The organism is Sphingobium cupriresistens, from assembly GCF_004152865.1.
Lineage (GTDB): Bacteria > Pseudomonadota > Alphaproteobacteria > Sphingomonadales > Sphingomonadaceae > Sphingobium > Sphingobium cupriresistens.
The window spans coordinates 20,212-35,762 of the sequence record NZ_SEOO01000036.1 but is presented as its reverse complement, the minus strand read 5'-3'; the positions used below and the strand labels follow the sequence as shown (position 1 = coordinate 35,762).

The following is a 15,551-nucleotide window of genomic DNA, read 5'->3' as shown; positions in this document are numbered from 1 at the left end:
GGGCCATTCTGTCATCGGTCATCGTCTTCTTCTCCAGGTTCGAGTTCGCATCCGAACCCTACCAGAAGATCGACGGTGGCCACCCTCTCAGGGAAACCTTCCTACACCACCCCGTGGGACACGACCGAGCGCAGCGGAACCAAGCGGCGGCCAGAGACTTTATTGGCTCCAAGTTCAACGGATCAGGTGATGAGCAAGAAGGTTCTGATAGTCGAAGACGAAATTTTCGTCGCATTGGAAATCGAGCAGATTGTCGAAGACGCTGGATTCCAGGTCGGGGCGATCGCCGCCGACCGGGAAGGCGCGCTCGCCTGCGCGCAAGATTGCGATATAGCGCTGGTCGACCTCAACCTGCGCGATGGCCCGACCGGGCCGCAGATCGGCATGGAACTGGCGGCGCGTCACGGCATCCGCGTGATCTATGTGACCGCCAATCCGTCGCAGATCGGCGCGGCGTCGATAGCGGCGCTGGGCGTCATCACCAAGCCGTTCCGTGCCCATAGCATCAGCGCGACGCTACAACTGGCCGCTGCCGAGCAGCCCGACCTGACCGCTGCCGAAATTGCCGGCTTCACGCCGTTTCCGCTGCCCGGCTCATGGAACGCGATGGAATCCAGAGGCTGAGACGCAGGCCGTCCGGCCGCCAGTCGCGTTCGATCCGGCCACCCAGTTGCCGTTCGACGCTGAGCGTCATCAATCGGCTGCCGAACCCATCGAGGCGGCCGGGCACGACCGGCGGGCCACCTTCTTCGCGCCAGTCGATGCGCACGTGGCCCCGTTCCACCGACACATGCAGATGCACCATGCCGTTGGCCACCGACAACGCGCCATATTTGGCCGTGTTGGTCGCCAGTTCATGGAACAGCAGCGCCAGCGGCGTCGCCGAGCGATCATCGATCGCCGGGTCATCGCCCGACAACGCAATGCGCGATCCCGCCGCACCGCGATAGGGCGCGAAAATCTGGTCGAGTATGCCCCACAGGCTGCCCTGTCCGCCGCCCGCCTGCGGCGCGGATTCGGCGCTGTGCGGCCGCACGAAATCATGGGCGCGGCCCAGAGCCAGGATGCGGTCGCGCAGATCGTCGGCCACATCGGCGATTTCAGGGTGCTGCCGCGCCGACAGGCCGATCAGGCCCGCGATCACCGAGAAGATATTCTTGATCCGGTGCGATAGTTCATGCGCGATCATCTCGCGCTCTTCCATCATCAGCTTTTGTTCGTGGATTTCGGTGCAGGTGCCGATCCAGCGTATGATCATGCCGTCGCCATCGCGGATCGGCAGCGCCCGGCCCAGCGTCCAGCGATAGTCGCCGCTATGGTGCCGCAGCCGATATTCGATTTCGTAAGGCTCGCCGGTGGCCAGGCTGTGGCGCCAGCGCGCCCAGGCGCGATCCTGATCGTCGGGATGGAACATGCCGTTCCACGCCGCGCCATCGGTCGATCCGGTCGGCACGCCAGTATAGTCGTACCAGTGCGCGTTATAATAATCATGATAGCCGTCGGGCAAGGTCGACCAGACCATCTGCGGCATCGCATCCGACAGGGTCCGAAACATCCGGTCGCTTTCGGCGACGGCGGCGGCGTCCATGCGCTGGCGCAGGATCATGTCGCGGTCGCGGCGGCGCCCTTCCAGTTCCACCATCACCTGGCGGGCGAGCAGGGTCAGGCCCTGTCGCTGCAACGGGGTCAGGTCTGCGCGCGGGACGGTGTCGATGACGCAGAGCGCGCCCAGCGCTTCGCCATCCGCCCCCACCAGCGGCGCGCCGGCGTAGAAGCGGACATAGGGCGGGCCGGTGACCAGCCCATTGTCGGCGAAGCGGGGGTCGCGGGTCGCGTCGGGAACGAGGAAGATATCCGCGCCCAGCATCGCGAGCGCGCAGAAGGAGACGTCGCGCGGCGTTTCTTCGGCATCGATGCCGACGCGGGACAGGAAGCGTTGCCGCACATCCTCCACAATGCTGACCAGGGCGATCGGCACGCCGCACAATTGCGCGGCGAAGCCGGTGATCTCGTCCAGGTTACGGAAGCCGCCGGCATCCAGGTCGTAGAGCGACAGCAACGTCGCCCGATCGGTCGCCAGTCCGCGTTCCTCAGCCATCGCTGACCCGCTCGATATCGGCGCCGACGGCCGATAGCTTTTCCTCCAGCCGCTCATAGCCGCGATCGAGATGATAGACGCGCTGCACCTGGGTTTCCCCTTCGGCGGCCAGACCGGCGAGGATGAGGCTCATCGAGGCGCGCAGGTCGGTCGCCATCACCGGCGCGCCGACCAGCCTGTCGACGCCGCGCACGACGGCGGTGCGGCCGTTGACGGCGATGTCCGCGCCCATGCGCGCCAGTTCGGGCACATGCATGTAACGATTTTCGAAGATGGTTTCGGTCAGGACCGACGCGCCGTTCGCCTTCGTCAGCATCGCCATGAACTGCGCCTGCATATCCGTCGGGAAGGCCGGGAAGGGCGCGGTCGACAGGGTCAGGGGCTTCAGTTTGCCATCGGACGATATGCGGATGCCGTTCTTGTGCGGATCGACCTGAACCCCCGCGTCGCGCAGCGCGGCGAGGATGGCGTGCATGTCGTCGGCATTGGCGCCGATCAGGTCGACCGATCCGCCGGTGATGGCGGCGGCGCAGGCGTAGCTGCCCGCTTCGATCCGGTCGGGCATGACGCTGTAGGTCGCGCCATGCAGCCGCTCGCGACCGTGGATGACCAGCTTGTCGGTGCCGATGCCCTCAATATCCGCGCCCATGGCGACGAGCAGGTTGCAAAGGTCAACGATTTCCGGCTCGCGCGCGGCGTTTTCCAGGATGCAGGTGCCCTTGGCGAGCGACGCGGCCATCACCGCATTTTCGGTGGCGCCGACCGATACCACCGGAAAGGTGTAGATGCCGCCCGGAAGGCCGCCGTCCGGCACGCTGGCGCGCACATAACCCGCGGTCGTTTCGAGCGTCGCGCCGAAGGCTTCGAGCGCTTTGAGATGCAGGTCGATCGGGCGGTTGCCGATGGCGCAGCCGCCGGGCAGCGACACGCGCGCTTCGCCGACACGGGCGAGCAGCGGGCCGAGCACCAGGATCGACGCGCGCATCTTGCGCACGATGTCATAGGGCGCTTCGGTCGAGGTGACGCGGCCCGCGCGCATGGTCAGGACGCGGCCGAAATCCTCCGGCCGGGCGCCCTCTATCATGGTCGATACGCCCAACTGGTTCAGCAGATGGCCGAAACTGTCGACGTCGGCCAGCCGCGGCAGGTTGCGCAGCGTCACCGGCTCGTCGGTCAGCAACGCGCAGGGCAGCAGCGTCAGAGCGGCGTTCTTCGCGCCGGAGATGGGGAGGCGGCCATTGAGCGCGTTGCCGCCGCGGATGTGAATGCGGTCCATTGGACAGGGTTCATAGCGTCTATTGCGTCCCTTGCAAGGCAGCTCGACCGCCATTCGACATGGTTAATCTGGCGCGGCGGCAAACATATGCAACATAATTGCAAAGCGGGCGGCAACCTTGATCGAGTTTAGTGCGCATCCTGAAAATGCAGCCAAAAGGCGCATGGGGCGTTCTGCCATCGTAACGACAATTGGAAAAAGGTGTTTTGGGTGGCGACGAGCTGTTTCGCGGAAAGGCTGGCAAAACAGGTGCCCCTGTCCGACGCGGAAAAAAGGGCGTTGATTCGGCTTGAGGAAAATCCGCGCAAGGTGAAGCGCGGCGGAATGATCCAGCGGGTCAACGACACGGTGACGGAATTGTTCGTGCTGCGCGAAGGCCGTGTGATGAGCTTCGTCATCCTGCCCGACGGCAGTCGCCAGATTCTGCGCGTCTATTTCCCCGGCGATTTCATCGGGTCCGCCAGCACCATCTATAGCAAGGCGCCCGAATCGCTGGTTGCGCTGTCCGATGTGATCGTGTGCCCGTTCGACAAACATGCGCTGCGCCGGCTGCTGGAGGAATCGCCGCGGGTCGCGGCGCTGCTGTTCCTGCTGTCCAATGCGGAGCGGGTGGCGATGACCGACCGGCTGGCCGCGCTGGGGCGGACATCGGCCAAGGCGCGCGTCGCCGCCTTCCTGCTCGACATGTTCGACCGGCTGCGCGTCACCGACGACAGCATCGTCGACAGTTTCGACCTGAAGCTGACGCAGGAGGAAATCGGCGATTCGATCGGGTTGACGTCGGTCCATGTCAACCGGATGATCCGGCAGATGGAGCTGGAAGGCCTGATCAGCCGATCCAACGGGCGCATCACCCTCAACGACATGGCCCGGCTGGAGGAGATTGGCCATTATACCAACCGCCTGAAAGACATGGATCTGGACTGGTTGCCGGTCAGCTAAGCTATTTGCTGTCCCTGCGATCGGGTGCGAAGCAGCGATCGCAACGACGCCAGCAAGTGACGCCCGGCATTGCCATCACCGGGGTCAGCCCGCGTTCGGGATAGAGGCCCGCCAGGATCGCGGGCGACACGCCTTCGGGCGCGGCGCGATTGTGGCACATCAGGCAGTTGCGGACATATTTGGCGCGGGTGAGCGCCGAATGATCCTCCTGCGCGAAGGCCGCGCCCGGAGGCAGGAGCAAGAGCGCCGCCAGCGCCGCTGGCCGCCGCCTCACGCCATCAACTCGACATCCCAATAGAGCCAGTCGTGCCAGCTTTCGTGCAGATAGCCGGGCGGAAAGGCGCGGCCATGTTCCTGCAAATGCCAACTGGTCGGGCGGATCGGTTCGACATGCAGGCGCATCCCCGCCTGCTTGGGCGTGCGCCCGCCTTTTTTGAGGTTGCAGGGCGAACAGGCGGTCGCGACATTTTCCCAGGTGGTGCGCCCGCCCGCGCGGCGGGGCACGACATGGTCGAAGGTCAGGTCGCTCGTCGTGCCGCAATATTGGCAGGAGAATTTGTCGCGCAGGAACAGGTTGAACCGGGTGAAGGCGGGATGTTCGGACGGACGCACATATTGTTTGAGCGCGATCACCGACGGGATCTTCATGTCCAGGCTGGGGCTGTGGACCTGCCGCTCATAGCTGGCGATGATGTCCACCCGGTCCAGAAACACCGCCTTGATCGCGGTTTGCCAGGGCCAGAGGCTCAGGGGATAATAGCTGAGCGGCGTGTAATCTGCATTGAGAACAAGCGCCGGGCAGTTTTCCGGGTGCCGTATAAGGTCGGGATGGTACATAGAAACGCTTCTACCCCCTTGCCGACGCCGCTGATCCACCAACAACGTGACATGAGCATGACAGCATTAACGAATATCGCTCGTCAAGAGCCTGTATGACTCTATCCGCCGCACTACCGCATATGGTGACCCGCTTCGCCCCCAGCCCCACTGGGTTGCTGCATGTCGGCCATGGCTGGTCGGCCCTGATGGCACATGACTTGACCCGCGCGGCCAGCGGCGCCTTTCGCCTGCGGATCGAGGATATCGATGGCGCCCGGAGTCGGCCCGATCATGTCGCGGGCATCATCGCCGACCTGACATGGCTGGGCGTGGCGTGGGACGGCGATATCGTCTTCCAGTCGCAGCGGCTGGACGCCTATGAAGCGGCGTTGGAATTGCTCCGCGCGCAAGGGCTGCTCTATCCCTGCTTCTGCACGCGCGCCGACATCCAAGCCAGCCTGACCGCGCCGCACGGGCCGGAGGGGCCGGTCTATCCGGGGACATGCCGGGGCTTGAGCGATGCCGGGCGGGCGCGGCGGATCGATGCCGGGGAGGCCCATGCCTGGCGCATCGACATGGCCCAGGCGGTGGCGCGGGTTGGGGCGTTGACATGGGCAGCGCTCCCTTTTCCGCCCGGCCTCGATACCAACCGCAGCATAAATGCCAATCCCATCGCCCATGGCGACGTCGTTCTGGCGCGCAAGGACGCGCCGGCCAGCTATCACCTGTCCTGCACGCTGGACGATGCGGCGATGGGCGTGACCCATGTGCTGCGCGGCGACGACCTGCGCGGCGCGACTGACATTCACCGGCTGCTGCAGGCGCTGCTGGGCCTGCCCAGCCCCGCTTATGTCCACCATCCGCTGCTGGTCGGGTCGGACGGCAAGCGCCTGGCCAAGCGCAGTGGGTCGATCGCGATCGCTCAATTGCGCGCGCAGGGCGTTGCGCCCGACGCGCTGGCCGCCGACCTGCGCGCAGGACGCTTTCCGGTTGGAATCGCGCTGGCGAGCGCCTAGACTGGTCCCATGAACACGATCCTCGTCATCGCCCTGATCCTTGCCATGATCGCCACGCTGGTCGCGCTGATCCGGGGCATCGTCGCCTTTCTCCAGACCACGAAGGAAGAGCTGAACCTGCCCGAAGGCGCGGTGCGGCCGTCCAGCCTGAAACAGAATAAGATGATGATGAACCGCATCCTGTTCCAGGCCGCGGCGATCATCATCGTGGCGATCTTGCTGATGGCCAAGGGGCATGGCTGAGGCCAGCAACTTGCCCTGTTGTCACGCCGTTCGTGCTGAGTAGGGACTGAGCTTGTCGAAGGCCCATATCGAAGCATGGATACCGCGCCATGTCCTTCGATATGCCATTTCGACAAGCTCAATGGCTACTCAGGACGAACGGGTGCTTCAAATTCATTCGGTTGCTAAAGGGCGTGCCTACAAAGATGGTCAAGCTGAACAAAATCTACACCCGGACCGGGGACAATGGCACGACGGGCCTGGTCGATGGATCGCGCCTGCCCAAATATGCGCCGCGGATGCAGGCCGTGGGCGATGTCGATGAAGCCAACAGCGCGATCGGCCTGGCCATCGTCGCCTTGGGCGAGCGGCCCGAAGCCGCCTGGCTGACCGTCATCCAGAACGACCTGTTCGACCTGGGCGCCGACCTGGCGACGCCGATTCCCGACGGCGCCGACGAACCCTGGGCGCTGCGCATCATCGCCAGCCAGGTAACCCGGCTGGAGCAGCAGATCGACGCTATGAACGGTGATCTCGCCCCGCTTGACAGCTTCATCCTGCCCGGCGGTTCGCCGGCTGCCGCCGCCGTCCACCTCGCCCGCGCGATCACGCGCCGGGCTGAACGCAGCGCGACCGCCGCGGCCGTGGAGGTCGCGCTCAATGCCCAGGCGCTGGCCTATCTCAACCGATTGTCGGACCTGCTGTTCGTGCTGGCGCGTCGCCTGAACGACAATGGCGCGGCGGACGTCAAATGGGTGCCGGGCGCATCGCGCTGACTCCGCTCGACTCGCCCGCCGCACGGGCCATCCGGTAACATCGGCTTAACCCTGTTTCTTCAGGCGGCATTTAGACCGTCCCCGGACGTTGCGCTCCAAACGCACCGTCCGGGGGACCGTCATGCATTTCTACCTAGCCACATCCTTCATCTTTCCGCGTTCGCTCCGCTTGCGCCTTTTCACCCTCTGTTTCGTCGCCACCCATATGCCGTTGCTGGCCTATCTAGGCTGGGGCTTCGCCAGCGGCCGCATCGCGCTCGCCGAATTCATCCTGCTGACGATGGCCACGGTCATCGGCACCGGCATAGCCCTGCTGGGCATCGGCGCGCTGCTCAATCCGATCCATGCGCTGGCGCAGACGCTGCATCGCGGCGAAGGCGAAGCGCCTGCGCTGCCTGACGTCGGCGACGTCATCCATACCCTCTACGCGGGAGTGCAGCGCGTCGCCAGCGCCACGCGCGAGCGGCTGGACGACCTGCATCAGGCCGCGCATGAAGACCCGCTGACCGGCATCGCCAACCGTCGCGGCTTCCTGGCCCATATGGACGCGCTGCCGGATGACCGGCGCAGGGGCTGTATCGCGATCATCGACATCGACTATTTCAAGCGGGTCAACGATCTGCTGGGCCATGAGGAGGGCGACCGGGTGCTGGCCAGCTTCGCCACCCGCCTGTCCGCACTGGTTCGCCGCGTCGACATGGTCGCCCGCTGGGGCGGGGAGGAATTCGCCATCTTCTTCCAGGATTGTATCGAGGACGAGGCAAGCTGGTCGCTGGCGCGGATCGCCAGCCGGATGCGCAGCGAACCGATCGGCCGCGTGCAGGACCGGCCGATCAGCTTTTCCGCCGGCGTGTGCCGCTGGACCGGCGGCGAACTCGATGCGGCGCTGCGCCGCGCCGATGATGCGCTGTACGAAGCCAAGCAGTCGGGCCGCGATCGGGTCTGCCGCGCCGCGCCGATTTTGCAGGAGTTGTGATCCTGCCCTAAAGATCACTGTCTGGAACCGCCCGCCGCCTTATGCGCTTGTCCCTGGTAGAGAACGGCGCAACCGTATCGGAAAGGACAGGCATGGCGAAAAGCTGGACGGACGCGCATCAGGACGACCTGGAAGAGCGCTATCGCGTCGTCCGCGCCCTAAGCGAAGCTCTGGCCGCCCCGCTGTCGGACGCCGACGCCACGGTCCAGTCGATGCCCGACGCATCGCCAGCCAAATGGCATCTGGCGCATGTGACCTGGTTTTTCGAGACGTTTGTGCTGCGCGACCATGTGGCGGGATACCGGCCGTTCGATCCGCGCTACGCCTTTCTGTTCAACAGCTATTATGAGGCGGAGGGCGCGCGCCACGCCCGGCCGATGCGGGGGATGCTGACCCGCCCCTCGCTGACCGACATTCGCGCCTATCGCGCGCATGTCGACGCGGCGCTGATCGGTGCGCTGGGTATGCTGCCGCAATCTGCGCGGGCATTGGTCATGCTGGGGCTGCAGCATGAGCAGCAACATCAGGAATTGCTGCTGACCGACCTGCTGCACCTCTTTTCGCTCAATCCGCTGGAGCCGGCGCTGTTTGGCGCACCCAGCGCCGCGCCAGTAGCCCTGCCCGGCCCGCTCCACTGGATCGAGGGGCGCGAAGGCCTGGTCGAGATTGGCGAGGACGGACGCGGCGGCTTCGCCTTCGATTGCGAGGGACCGCGGCACAAAGCGGTGTTGCGTCCGCACGCGCTCGCGCACCGGCCCATCAGCAATGGCGAATGGATCGCCTTCATAGAGGATGGCGGCTATCGTGACCCGGCGCATTGGCTGTCGGACGGCTGGGCCTGGGTCCAGGGCGGGGGCGTGGATGCGCCGCTGTACTGGAAGCACGGCGAACAGGGCTGGACCCGCTTTGGCCTCGACGGGCGGCAGCCGGTCAATCCGGCCGCGCCGGTCACACATATCAGCCTGTATGAAGCCGACGCCTATGCCAGCTGGGCCGAGGCGAGACTGCCGACCGAAGCCGAATGGGAAAGCGCGGCGCAAAATGTCGCGGCGGTCAGCGGCAACCAACTGGACGGCCCCGCCTGCCCCAGGCCAAAGCCGGCAGAAGACGGTTCCGCGCTGACGCAGATGTTCGGCGATGTGTGGGAGTGGACGGGGAGCGCCTATCGCCCCCATCCCGGCTTTCGCGCTGCGCCGGGCGCGGTCGGCGAATATAACGGCAAGTTCATGTCCGGCCAGTTCGTGCTGAAGGGCGGCAGTTGCGCCACTCCGCGCGGCCATGCGCGGGGCAGCTATCGCAATTTCTTTTACCCCCATCACCGCTGGCAGTTCACCGGACTGCGGCTGGCCAAGGATCTGTAAGCGCCATGTTGCTGACGCAGGACGCCCCCAAAAACGCCCGCTCGATCGATCCGGCGTTCTACCATGACATTGTAACGGGTCTGTCGCGCAGTCCCAAGGCTACGCCGCCGACATGGTTTTATGACCGGCGCGGGTCGGAATTGTTCGAAGCGATCACCGATCTGCCCGAATATTATCCCACCCGCACCGAAACTGCCCTGCTGGAGCGGTATGGCGCGGATTTCGCCGCAGCGGTGGGCGCAGGGCGCGCGGTTGTGGAATTCGGTGCGGGCAGTTCGCGCAAGACGCCGCATCTTTTGCGTGCGATCGCGCCTGCCGCCTATGTGCCGATCGACATCAGCGGCGACTTCCTGCACGCGAGCAGCGCGGCGCTGGCGGCGGCCTTTCCCGGTCTGCCGGTCCTGCCGGTGGTGGGTGACTTCAACCGGCCGCTGGCCTTGCCCGCCGCGATAGCTGGAATGCCGCGATTGGGCTTCTTCCCTGGATCGACGATCGGCAATATGGAGCCGGACGCCGCGGTCGATCTGCTACGGGCGATGCGCCGACTGCTGGGCGATGAGGCCAAGCTGCTGATCGGGATGGACCGGATCAAGGATCGTAATCGACTGATTGCGGCCTATGACGATGCGCAGGGCGTGACCGCCGCCTTCAACCTCAACCTTATCGAGCGGATCAACCGCGAACTGGAGGGCGACCTGCCGATCGACGGCTTTGCCCATCGCGCCATCTGGAACGACGAAAAGGCGCGGATCGAAATGCATCTGGAAGCGCGGCGGCCGCTGCATTTCCATGTTGCGGGTCAATGTTTCCACATGGATTCGGGCGAGACGATCCATACCGAAAGCAGCCATAAATATGGCGCGCGCGATCAACGCCTGCTGCTGCGCGCAGGTGGATGGGAGCCGACGGCCGAGTGGACCGACGACGAAGGGCTATTCGCGCTGGTGCTGGCGGAGGCGGGGTAGGGCGTTTCCGAACGGTCGGGAATGCGCGGATGCATGGCGTACTCGTGCGAAAAGGGCAAAACCGGCTCCTAATTTTCTGCGCTTATTCCGCGCATTGAGCGAATCTCTCTTTCCGTTCCGTCGTCAATGCGCAGCGCCCCAACTCGGCCCGGCACCGATTTCCACGCCTAGCGGCACGCTCAGTGTCACGATCGGCTCGGCGGCGCTTTCCATGACGCTGCGGATGACCGCGCTGGCGGCTTCGACGTCGCCTTGCGGCAGTTCGAACACCAGTTCGTCATGGACCTGAAGCAGCATCCGCACGCGGTGCAGCCCTGCCGCCTCCAGCGCCGGTCCCATGCGCGCCATGGCGCGTTTGATGATGTCGGCGCTGGTGCCCTGGATCGGGGCGTTGATCGCGGCGCGTTCGGCGCCCTGGCGTTCGTGCTGGATCGGCGCGGTGATGCGCGGGAACCAGGTCTTGCGGCCGAACAGCGTTTCGGTGAAGCCGTTGGCGCGCGCTTTTTCCAGCGTTTCGTTGATATAGACGCTGATGCCGGGGAAACGCTCATAATATTTGGAGATCATGTCCTGCGCTTCGTCCGCGCTGATTTCCAGCCGGCCCGCCAGCCCCCAGCGCGAGATGCCGTAGAGAATGGCGAAGTTGATCGTCTTGGCGCGGCCGCGGGTGTCGCGATTGACCTCTCCGAACAATTCCTGGGCGGTGCGGTTGTGGATGTCCTCGCCCTGTTCGAACGCCTCCTTGAGCGCGGGCACGTCGGCCATGTGCGCGGCGAGGCGCAGCTCGATCTGGCTATAGTCGGCGGCGAGGATGACATTGCCGGGTTCGGCGACGAAAGCGTGGCGGATCTGGCGGCCGATTTCGGTGCGGATCGGGATATTCTGGAGGTTGGGATCGGTCGAGGAGAGGCGGCCGGTCTGCGCGCCGGTCAGCGAGTAACTGGTATGGACGCGGCCCGTATCGGCATTGATCTGCTGTTGCAGGGCGTCGGTATAGGTGGATTTGAGCTTGGAGAGCTGGCGCCATTCCAGCACCAGCCCGCAAATCGCCGAGCCTTCGGCCTTCAATTTTTCCAGCACGGTGACGTCGGTGGAATAGGTGCCGCTCTTGCCCTTCTTGCCGCCCTTCAGCCCCATTTCGTCGAACAGGACGACGCCAAGCTGCTGGGGCGATCCGATGGTGAAGGGGTGGCCGGCCAGTTCGTAGATTTCGGCTTCCAGCCCCGCCATCGATTGGGAGAAGGTGCCGGACAGGCGGGAGAGCTGCTCGCGATCCACCTTGATGCCGTGCCGCTCCATGCCTGCGACGACGGGGATCAGCGGCCGGTCGACCAGTTGATAGACGCGGGTGACGCGCTCGGCCGCCAGGCGCTGCGACAATTTATGCCACAGCCGCCAGGTGACTTCGGCGTCCTCGGCGGCGTAGGCGGTCGCCTTGTCCAGCGGGACATGGGCGAAACTGATCGCCTTCTTGCCGGTGCCGGTCACCTCTTTGAAGCTGATGCATGTGTGCTGGAGATGGACGCTGGCCGCTTCGTCCATGCCGTGGCCGCCCAGCGACTTGCCGGCGTCGAGGTCGAAGCTCATCACCATCGAATCGTCGATCGGCGTCACCTCCAGCCCGACGCGGGCGAGGACGTTGAGATCATATTTGATATTATGACCAACCTTGAGCACGGCGTCGTCGGCGAGCAGCGGGCGGAGCAGGCGGATCGCGGCGTCGAGCGGGATTTGCGGCGGCACCTCGCCGAACATGTCGTCGGCGGAGCGGTGGGCGAGCGGGATGTAGCAGGCCCGGCCCGGCCCGGTGGACAGGCTGATGCCGACCAGGCCCGATTCCATGCTGTCGAGGCTGTCGGTTTCGGTGTCGACCGCAACGACGCCCAGCGCCTGCGCTTCGGCGATCCAGGCTTCCAGTTGCGCGACCGTGGTGACGGTTTCGTACAGGGCGCAGTCGATCGGGGGATGTTCGACAGCGGCTGGGGCGGCGGGGGCTGCGGTCGTGGCGGCGACGCTGGCTACTGCGACGGCGGCGGCAGGCGCGCCGAGGCGACCCAGCAGAGTCTTGAAGCCGTGGTGGGACAGAAATTGCTGGAGCGGTTCCTTGGGAATGCCCTTGAGCGTCAGGTCGTCCAGCGGTTCGGGCAGGTCCATGCTGTCGTGCAGCGCCACCAGCCGCCGCGACAGCCGCGCCATGTCGGCATGGGCGATGAGGTTTTCCTGCATCTTCGACTTCTTCATGGCCGGCGCGGCGGTCAGCACGCTTTCCAGGTCGCCATATTCGGTGATGAGCTTCGACGCGGTCTTGGGGCCGATGCCCGGCACGCCCGGCACATTGTCGACGCTGTCGCCCATCAGCGCCAGCACGTCGCCCAATTGTTCGGGCTGCACGCCGAACTTGCCCATGACATAGTCCGGCCCACGCCGTTCATTCTTCATCGTGTCGTACATGTCGACGCCAGGCTGGATCAACTGCATCAGATCCTTGTCGGAACTGACGATGGTGACGTGCCAGCCGGCCGCGACCGCCGCCCTGGTATAGGTGGCGATGATGTCGTCCGCCTCGAACCCGGCTTCTTCGATACAGGGGAGGGAGAAGGCGCGGGTGGCGTCTCGGATCATGGGGAACTGGGGGACGAGGTCTTCGGGCGCGGGCGGTCGGTTCGCCTTATACTGGTCGTACATGTCGTTGCGGAAAGTGTGCGATCCCTTGTCCAGCACGACCGCCATATGGGTCGGGCCTTCCGCCTTGCCCAGTTCCTCGGCCAGCTTCCAGAGCATGGTGGTGTAGCCATAGACGGCGCCGACCGGCTGGCCATGCTGATTGGTGAGCGGGGGAAGCTGGTGATAGGCGCGGAAGATATAGCCGCTGCCATCGACGAGATAGAGGTGATTCTGGGTCATGGGGAGGGGGATAGCGGGTTACGCGCCGCCCCTCCAGCCCGGCTATCGCGGTTCGTGATTCGCCACGACCGCCTTCGCCACCGCCTGCATCAGCGCCCAGCGTTCTGGGATCGACACGGTGGTCGATCCGATCATCACCGCTACGGCATAGTTTGCGCCATCAGGCGCGCTCATGATGCCGATATCGTTATAGCCGGTCGATCGCGGGGGAAGATCTTGGCCGGTGCCGGTCTTGTGCAGATAGTGCCAGCCCGGCGGCACGCCGCCCTTGATCCGCTGCGGCCCGGTCTTGGCCTCCGCCATGATCGACAGCAGCAAGCGCGAGGAGGCGGGGGAGAGCATCTGGCCCTCCTTAAGCTTCGCCAGCGCCTGGACGATCGAGGACGGGGCCGCGCCATCGGGCGGGCTGGCGAGATAATTGTCCAGCGCCTTTTGCCGCACCGACATGGGCAGTTTCGAGCGGGCGGCGTAGAAATTGCGGCCGACGGAATAATCCTGCCGCCAGTCCAGCCCAGCCGTGGCCGATTGCAGCAGCCGTTCGCCGGGGCCGAAGCGGATATCCTTGATCATCCGCCGGGCCAGAAAGCTGCGCACCGCCTCCGGCCCGCCAACGGCGCGCAGCAGCGTGTCGTTGGCGGTATTGTCGCTCTGCGTCATCGCCCGGCGCATCAGGTCGGAGTAGCTGGTGGTCCAGCCGCCCTCCCTGGCCACCAGCGCCGCGCTGGGCTGATGGAACAGAGTCAGGTCGTTGCGGGTGATGGTGGTCGTGTCGGTGATGCGCAGCTTGCCGCGATCCACCGCGTCGAGGAAGGTCATCGACACCCACAGTTTCGACACGCTCTGTTGCGGGAAGAGGGCATTGCCATTCCAGGCGACGGTCCAGTCCGCGCCGATGCGGCGGACGGCGATGCCGACCTTGCCATGAAAGCTCTGGCCCAGATTGCGCACGACGCTGACCAGCGCCGGCGGCGGCGTTTCATTCTGGTCGATGTCGCGATAGGGCAAAGGCGGATTGGCGACCTGGCGGATCGGCCAGGTGTTGGTGGTGGGTTGCGGTTTTTGCGGTGGCGCAGCAGCGGCCCGTGCCGCTGGTGGTTCCGGCGCGCTCACACAGGCCGACAGCGCCGCGATCAACAGGACCAGGCGCGCGGAACCGCCCCGGTTTTTTTGCAATGTCATTAGCGTCCCCGCACTCTCTTGGCGACATAGGGGCGGTCTACCGCTTGTCCGGCAAGACCGATGCGACGAATGATTCCACAAACGCGATGTAAGGAGGATGAATGATGCAACCGATTGACAGGATGCGCCATCGCTCATTTGCGGTTCAGGGCCGGGTGGGCAAGAGGGCGGCATGAACGATGCGAAGATGGACAGGCGCGCGCTGATGTTGGGCACGCTGGCGACAGGTGGCGCAATGTGGAGCGGGGTGGCGCAGGCTGCGCCGTTCGCGTCGCGCCGGATCGCGATGACGGTGCGTGGCTCTGGCGCCGATGTCATCCTGATTCCCGGCCTGGCCAGTGGCCCAGGCATCTGGAACGGCGTGCTGGGCGGGGTGCCGGGCTATCGCTATCATCTGGTCCATGTGCGCGGCTTTGCCGGGCTGGCCCCGGAAGCCAACGCCAGCGGGGCGCTGATCCAGTCGGTCGCAGACGAGATCGCCCGCTATATCGCCGCGGCCGGGCTGAAACGCCCGGCGATCGTCGGGCATAGCATGGGCGGTACGCTGGCGATGCTGCTAGGCCTCAAAGGCCTGGCGCGTCGGGTGATGGTGGTGGATATGCTGCCCGCCGGCGCGGCGATGGTGGGTGGAACGGCCAGCGGCATGGGCTTTCTGGCCGACCAGTTGAGCGGTTATCTGACGGGCACGCAGGCGGGGCGGCGCTATCTGGGGCAGATGGTCGCGCAGACGCCCGGCGCCAGGGGCAGCGACCCCGATGTCATCGCCAATGCGCTGCGCGACCTGGCCAATATCGACCTGACGCCCCAATTGCCGCAGCTCGCCGCGCCGCTGGAGGTGGTTTATGCCGTGGGCAGCGACGCCGATCAGGCCGCCGCCATCACCAGCCGCTTCCGTACCGCTTATGCGCCCCGCAAGGCCACGCTTTTGAAAGCGATCGGGCCGAGCGGCCATATGGTGATGGGTGACCAGCCGACGCGCTTCAACGCGGCATTGAAGGATTTTCTGGCGGTCTGACG

15 protein-coding genes are annotated in these 15,551 nt (G+C 65.3%); 9 read left to right on the top strand and 6 right to left on the bottom strand.

The window, feature by feature from the left end; translation table 11 throughout:
* Positions 1-186: 186 nt before the first annotated feature.
* A complete protein-coding gene (locus tag EWH12_RS17545; RefSeq protein ID WP_277986033.1) occupies positions 187-624 on the top strand; it encodes a response regulator in 438 nt (145 codons plus the stop codon).
* Here the strand turns inward: EWH12_RS17545 and EWH12_RS17540 are convergent.
* Both EWH12_RS17540 and murA read right to left on the bottom strand, forming a co-directional pair.
* Complete coding sequence (locus EWH12_RS17540; protein ID WP_129927360.1) at positions 572-2,098, bottom strand: sensor histidine kinase; 1,527 nt, start codon at positions 2,096-2,098, stop codon at positions 572-574. The two genes, EWH12_RS17545 and EWH12_RS17540, sit on opposite strands and share 53 nt — an antisense overlap.
* Complete coding sequence (murA, locus tag EWH12_RS17535; protein ID WP_129927359.1) at positions 2,091-3,374, bottom strand: UDP-N-acetylglucosamine 1-carboxyvinyltransferase; 1,284 nt, start codon at positions 3,372-3,374, stop codon at positions 2,091-2,093. Before murA ends, EWH12_RS17540 begins: the two co-directional genes overlap by 8 nt.
* Positions 3,375-3,584: 210 nt before the next feature.
* Here murA and EWH12_RS17530 point away from each other — a divergent pair, with 210 nt between their 5' ends.
* Positions 3,585-4,316, top strand: a complete 732-nt coding sequence (locus EWH12_RS17530) for a Crp/Fnr family transcriptional regulator (protein WP_201785524.1) — start codon at positions 3,585-3,587, stop codon at positions 4,314-4,316.
* Position 4,317: 1 nt separating this feature from the next.
* Here EWH12_RS17530 and EWH12_RS17525 read toward each other — a convergent pair whose 3' ends face one another.
* A complete protein-coding gene (locus tag EWH12_RS17525; protein ID WP_129927358.1) occupies positions 4,318-4,590 on the bottom strand; it encodes a hypothetical protein in 273 nt (90 codons plus the stop codon).
* On the bottom strand, positions 4,587-5,153 hold the full coding sequence (locus EWH12_RS17520; RefSeq protein ID WP_066605761.1) for an HNH endonuclease: 567 nt from the start codon (positions 5,151-5,153) through the stop codon (positions 4,587-4,589). The genes EWH12_RS17525 and EWH12_RS17520 overlap by 4 nt, the downstream gene beginning before the upstream one ends.
* 95 nt (positions 5,154-5,248) lie before the next feature.
* Here EWH12_RS17520 and gluQRS point away from each other — a divergent pair, with 95 nt between their 5' ends.
* The 6 genes from gluQRS (at position 5,249) to egtD (ending at position 10,451) form a co-directional block, all read left to right on the top strand.
* Positions 5,249-6,151 carry a tRNA glutamyl-Q(34) synthetase GluQRS gene (gene gluQRS / locus EWH12_RS17515; protein ID WP_129927357.1) on the top strand — a complete coding sequence of 301 codons (903 nt, stop codon included), beginning with the start codon at positions 5,249-5,251 and terminating at the stop codon, positions 6,149-6,151.
* A 9-nt stretch (positions 6,152-6,160) separates the two neighbouring features.
* On the top strand, positions 6,161-6,394 hold the full coding sequence (locus tag EWH12_RS17510; protein WP_066605757.1) for a twin transmembrane helix small protein: 234 nt from the start codon (positions 6,161-6,163) through the stop codon (positions 6,392-6,394).
* A 185-nt stretch (positions 6,395-6,579) separates the two neighbouring features.
* The gene (locus tag EWH12_RS17505; RefSeq protein WP_066605756.1) at positions 6,580-7,149 is read left to right on the top strand and encodes a cob(I)yrinic acid a,c-diamide adenosyltransferase; all 570 of its coding nucleotides are present in this window, start codon (positions 6,580-6,582) and stop codon (positions 7,147-7,149) included.
* Positions 7,150-7,270: 121 nt separating this feature from the next.
* On the top strand, positions 7,271-8,125 hold the full coding sequence (locus EWH12_RS17500) for a GGDEF domain-containing protein (RefSeq protein WP_066605754.1): 855 nt from the start codon (positions 7,271-7,273) through the stop codon (positions 8,123-8,125).
* 92 nt (positions 8,126-8,217) lie between these two features.
* Positions 8,218-9,486: an ergothioneine biosynthesis protein EgtB gene (gene egtB, locus EWH12_RS17495; RefSeq protein WP_066605753.1), complete on the top strand. Its 1,269-nt coding sequence runs from the start codon at positions 8,218-8,220 to the stop codon at positions 9,484-9,486.
* 5 nt (positions 9,487-9,491) lie between these two features.
* Positions 9,492-10,451, top strand: coding sequence for an L-histidine N(alpha)-methyltransferase (gene egtD, locus EWH12_RS17490; protein WP_129927356.1), 960 nt, complete (start codon positions 9,492-9,494; stop codon positions 10,449-10,451).
* A 123-nt stretch (positions 10,452-10,574) separates the two neighbouring features.
* Here the strand turns inward: egtD and polA are convergent, their stop codons facing one another.
* Positions 10,575-13,355, bottom strand: a complete 2,781-nt coding sequence (gene polA, locus EWH12_RS17485; protein WP_066605748.1) for a DNA polymerase I — start codon at positions 13,353-13,355, stop codon at positions 10,575-10,577.
* A gap of 42 nt (positions 13,356-13,397) precedes the next feature.
* Entirely contained in the window at positions 13,398-14,534 is a 1,137-nt protein-coding gene (locus EWH12_RS17480; RefSeq protein ID WP_129927355.1) for a serine hydrolase, read from the bottom strand.
* A gap of 172 nt (positions 14,535-14,706) precedes the next feature.
* Between EWH12_RS17480 and EWH12_RS17475 the strand changes: the two genes are divergently transcribed.
* Positions 14,707-15,549 (top strand): alpha/beta fold hydrolase, encoded by an 843-nt coding sequence (locus tag EWH12_RS17475; protein WP_129927354.1) that lies wholly within the window; start codon positions 14,707-14,709, stop codon positions 15,547-15,549.
* Positions 15,550-15,551: the final 2 nt, after the last annotated feature.

Coding starts and splice junctions, on each gene's coding strand:
- EWH12_RS17505 (WP_066605756.1), top strand. CDS start 6,580: ATGGTCAAGCTGAACAAAATCTACACCCGGACCGGGGACAATGGCACG.
- egtB (WP_066605753.1), top strand. CDS start 8,218: ATGGCGAAAAGCTGGACGGACGCGCATCAGGACGACCTGGAAGAGCGC.
- EWH12_RS17510 (WP_066605757.1), top strand. CDS start 6,161: ATGAACACGATCCTCGTCATCGCCCTGATCCTTGCCATGATCGCCACG.
- EWH12_RS17500 (WP_066605754.1), top strand. CDS start 7,271: ATGCATTTCTACCTAGCCACATCCTTCATCTTTCCGCGTTCGCTCCGC.
- EWH12_RS17540 (WP_129927360.1), bottom strand. CDS start 2,098: ATGGCTGAGGAACGCGGACTGGCGACCGATCGGGCGACGTTGCTGTCG.
- gluQRS (WP_129927357.1), top strand. CDS start 5,249: ATGACTCTATCCGCCGCACTACCGCATATGGTGACCCGCTTCGCCCCC.
- EWH12_RS17480 (WP_129927355.1), bottom strand. CDS start 14,534: ATGACATTGCAAAAAAACCGGGGCGGTTCCGCGCGCCTGGTCCTGTTG.
- egtD (WP_129927356.1), top strand. CDS start 9,492: ATGTTGCTGACGCAGGACGCCCCCAAAAACGCCCGCTCGATCGATCCG.
- polA (WP_066605748.1), bottom strand. CDS start 13,355: ATGACCCAGAATCACCTCTATCTCGTCGATGGCAGCGGCTATATCTTC.
- murA (WP_129927359.1), bottom strand. CDS start 3,374: ATGGACCGCATTCACATCCGCGGCGGCAACGCGCTCAATGGCCGCCTC.
- EWH12_RS17475 (WP_129927354.1), top strand. CDS start 14,707: ATGAACGATGCGAAGATGGACAGGCGCGCGCTGATGTTGGGCACGCTG.
- EWH12_RS17520 (WP_066605761.1), bottom strand. CDS start 5,153: ATGTACCATCCCGACCTTATACGGCACCCGGAAAACTGCCCGGCGCTT.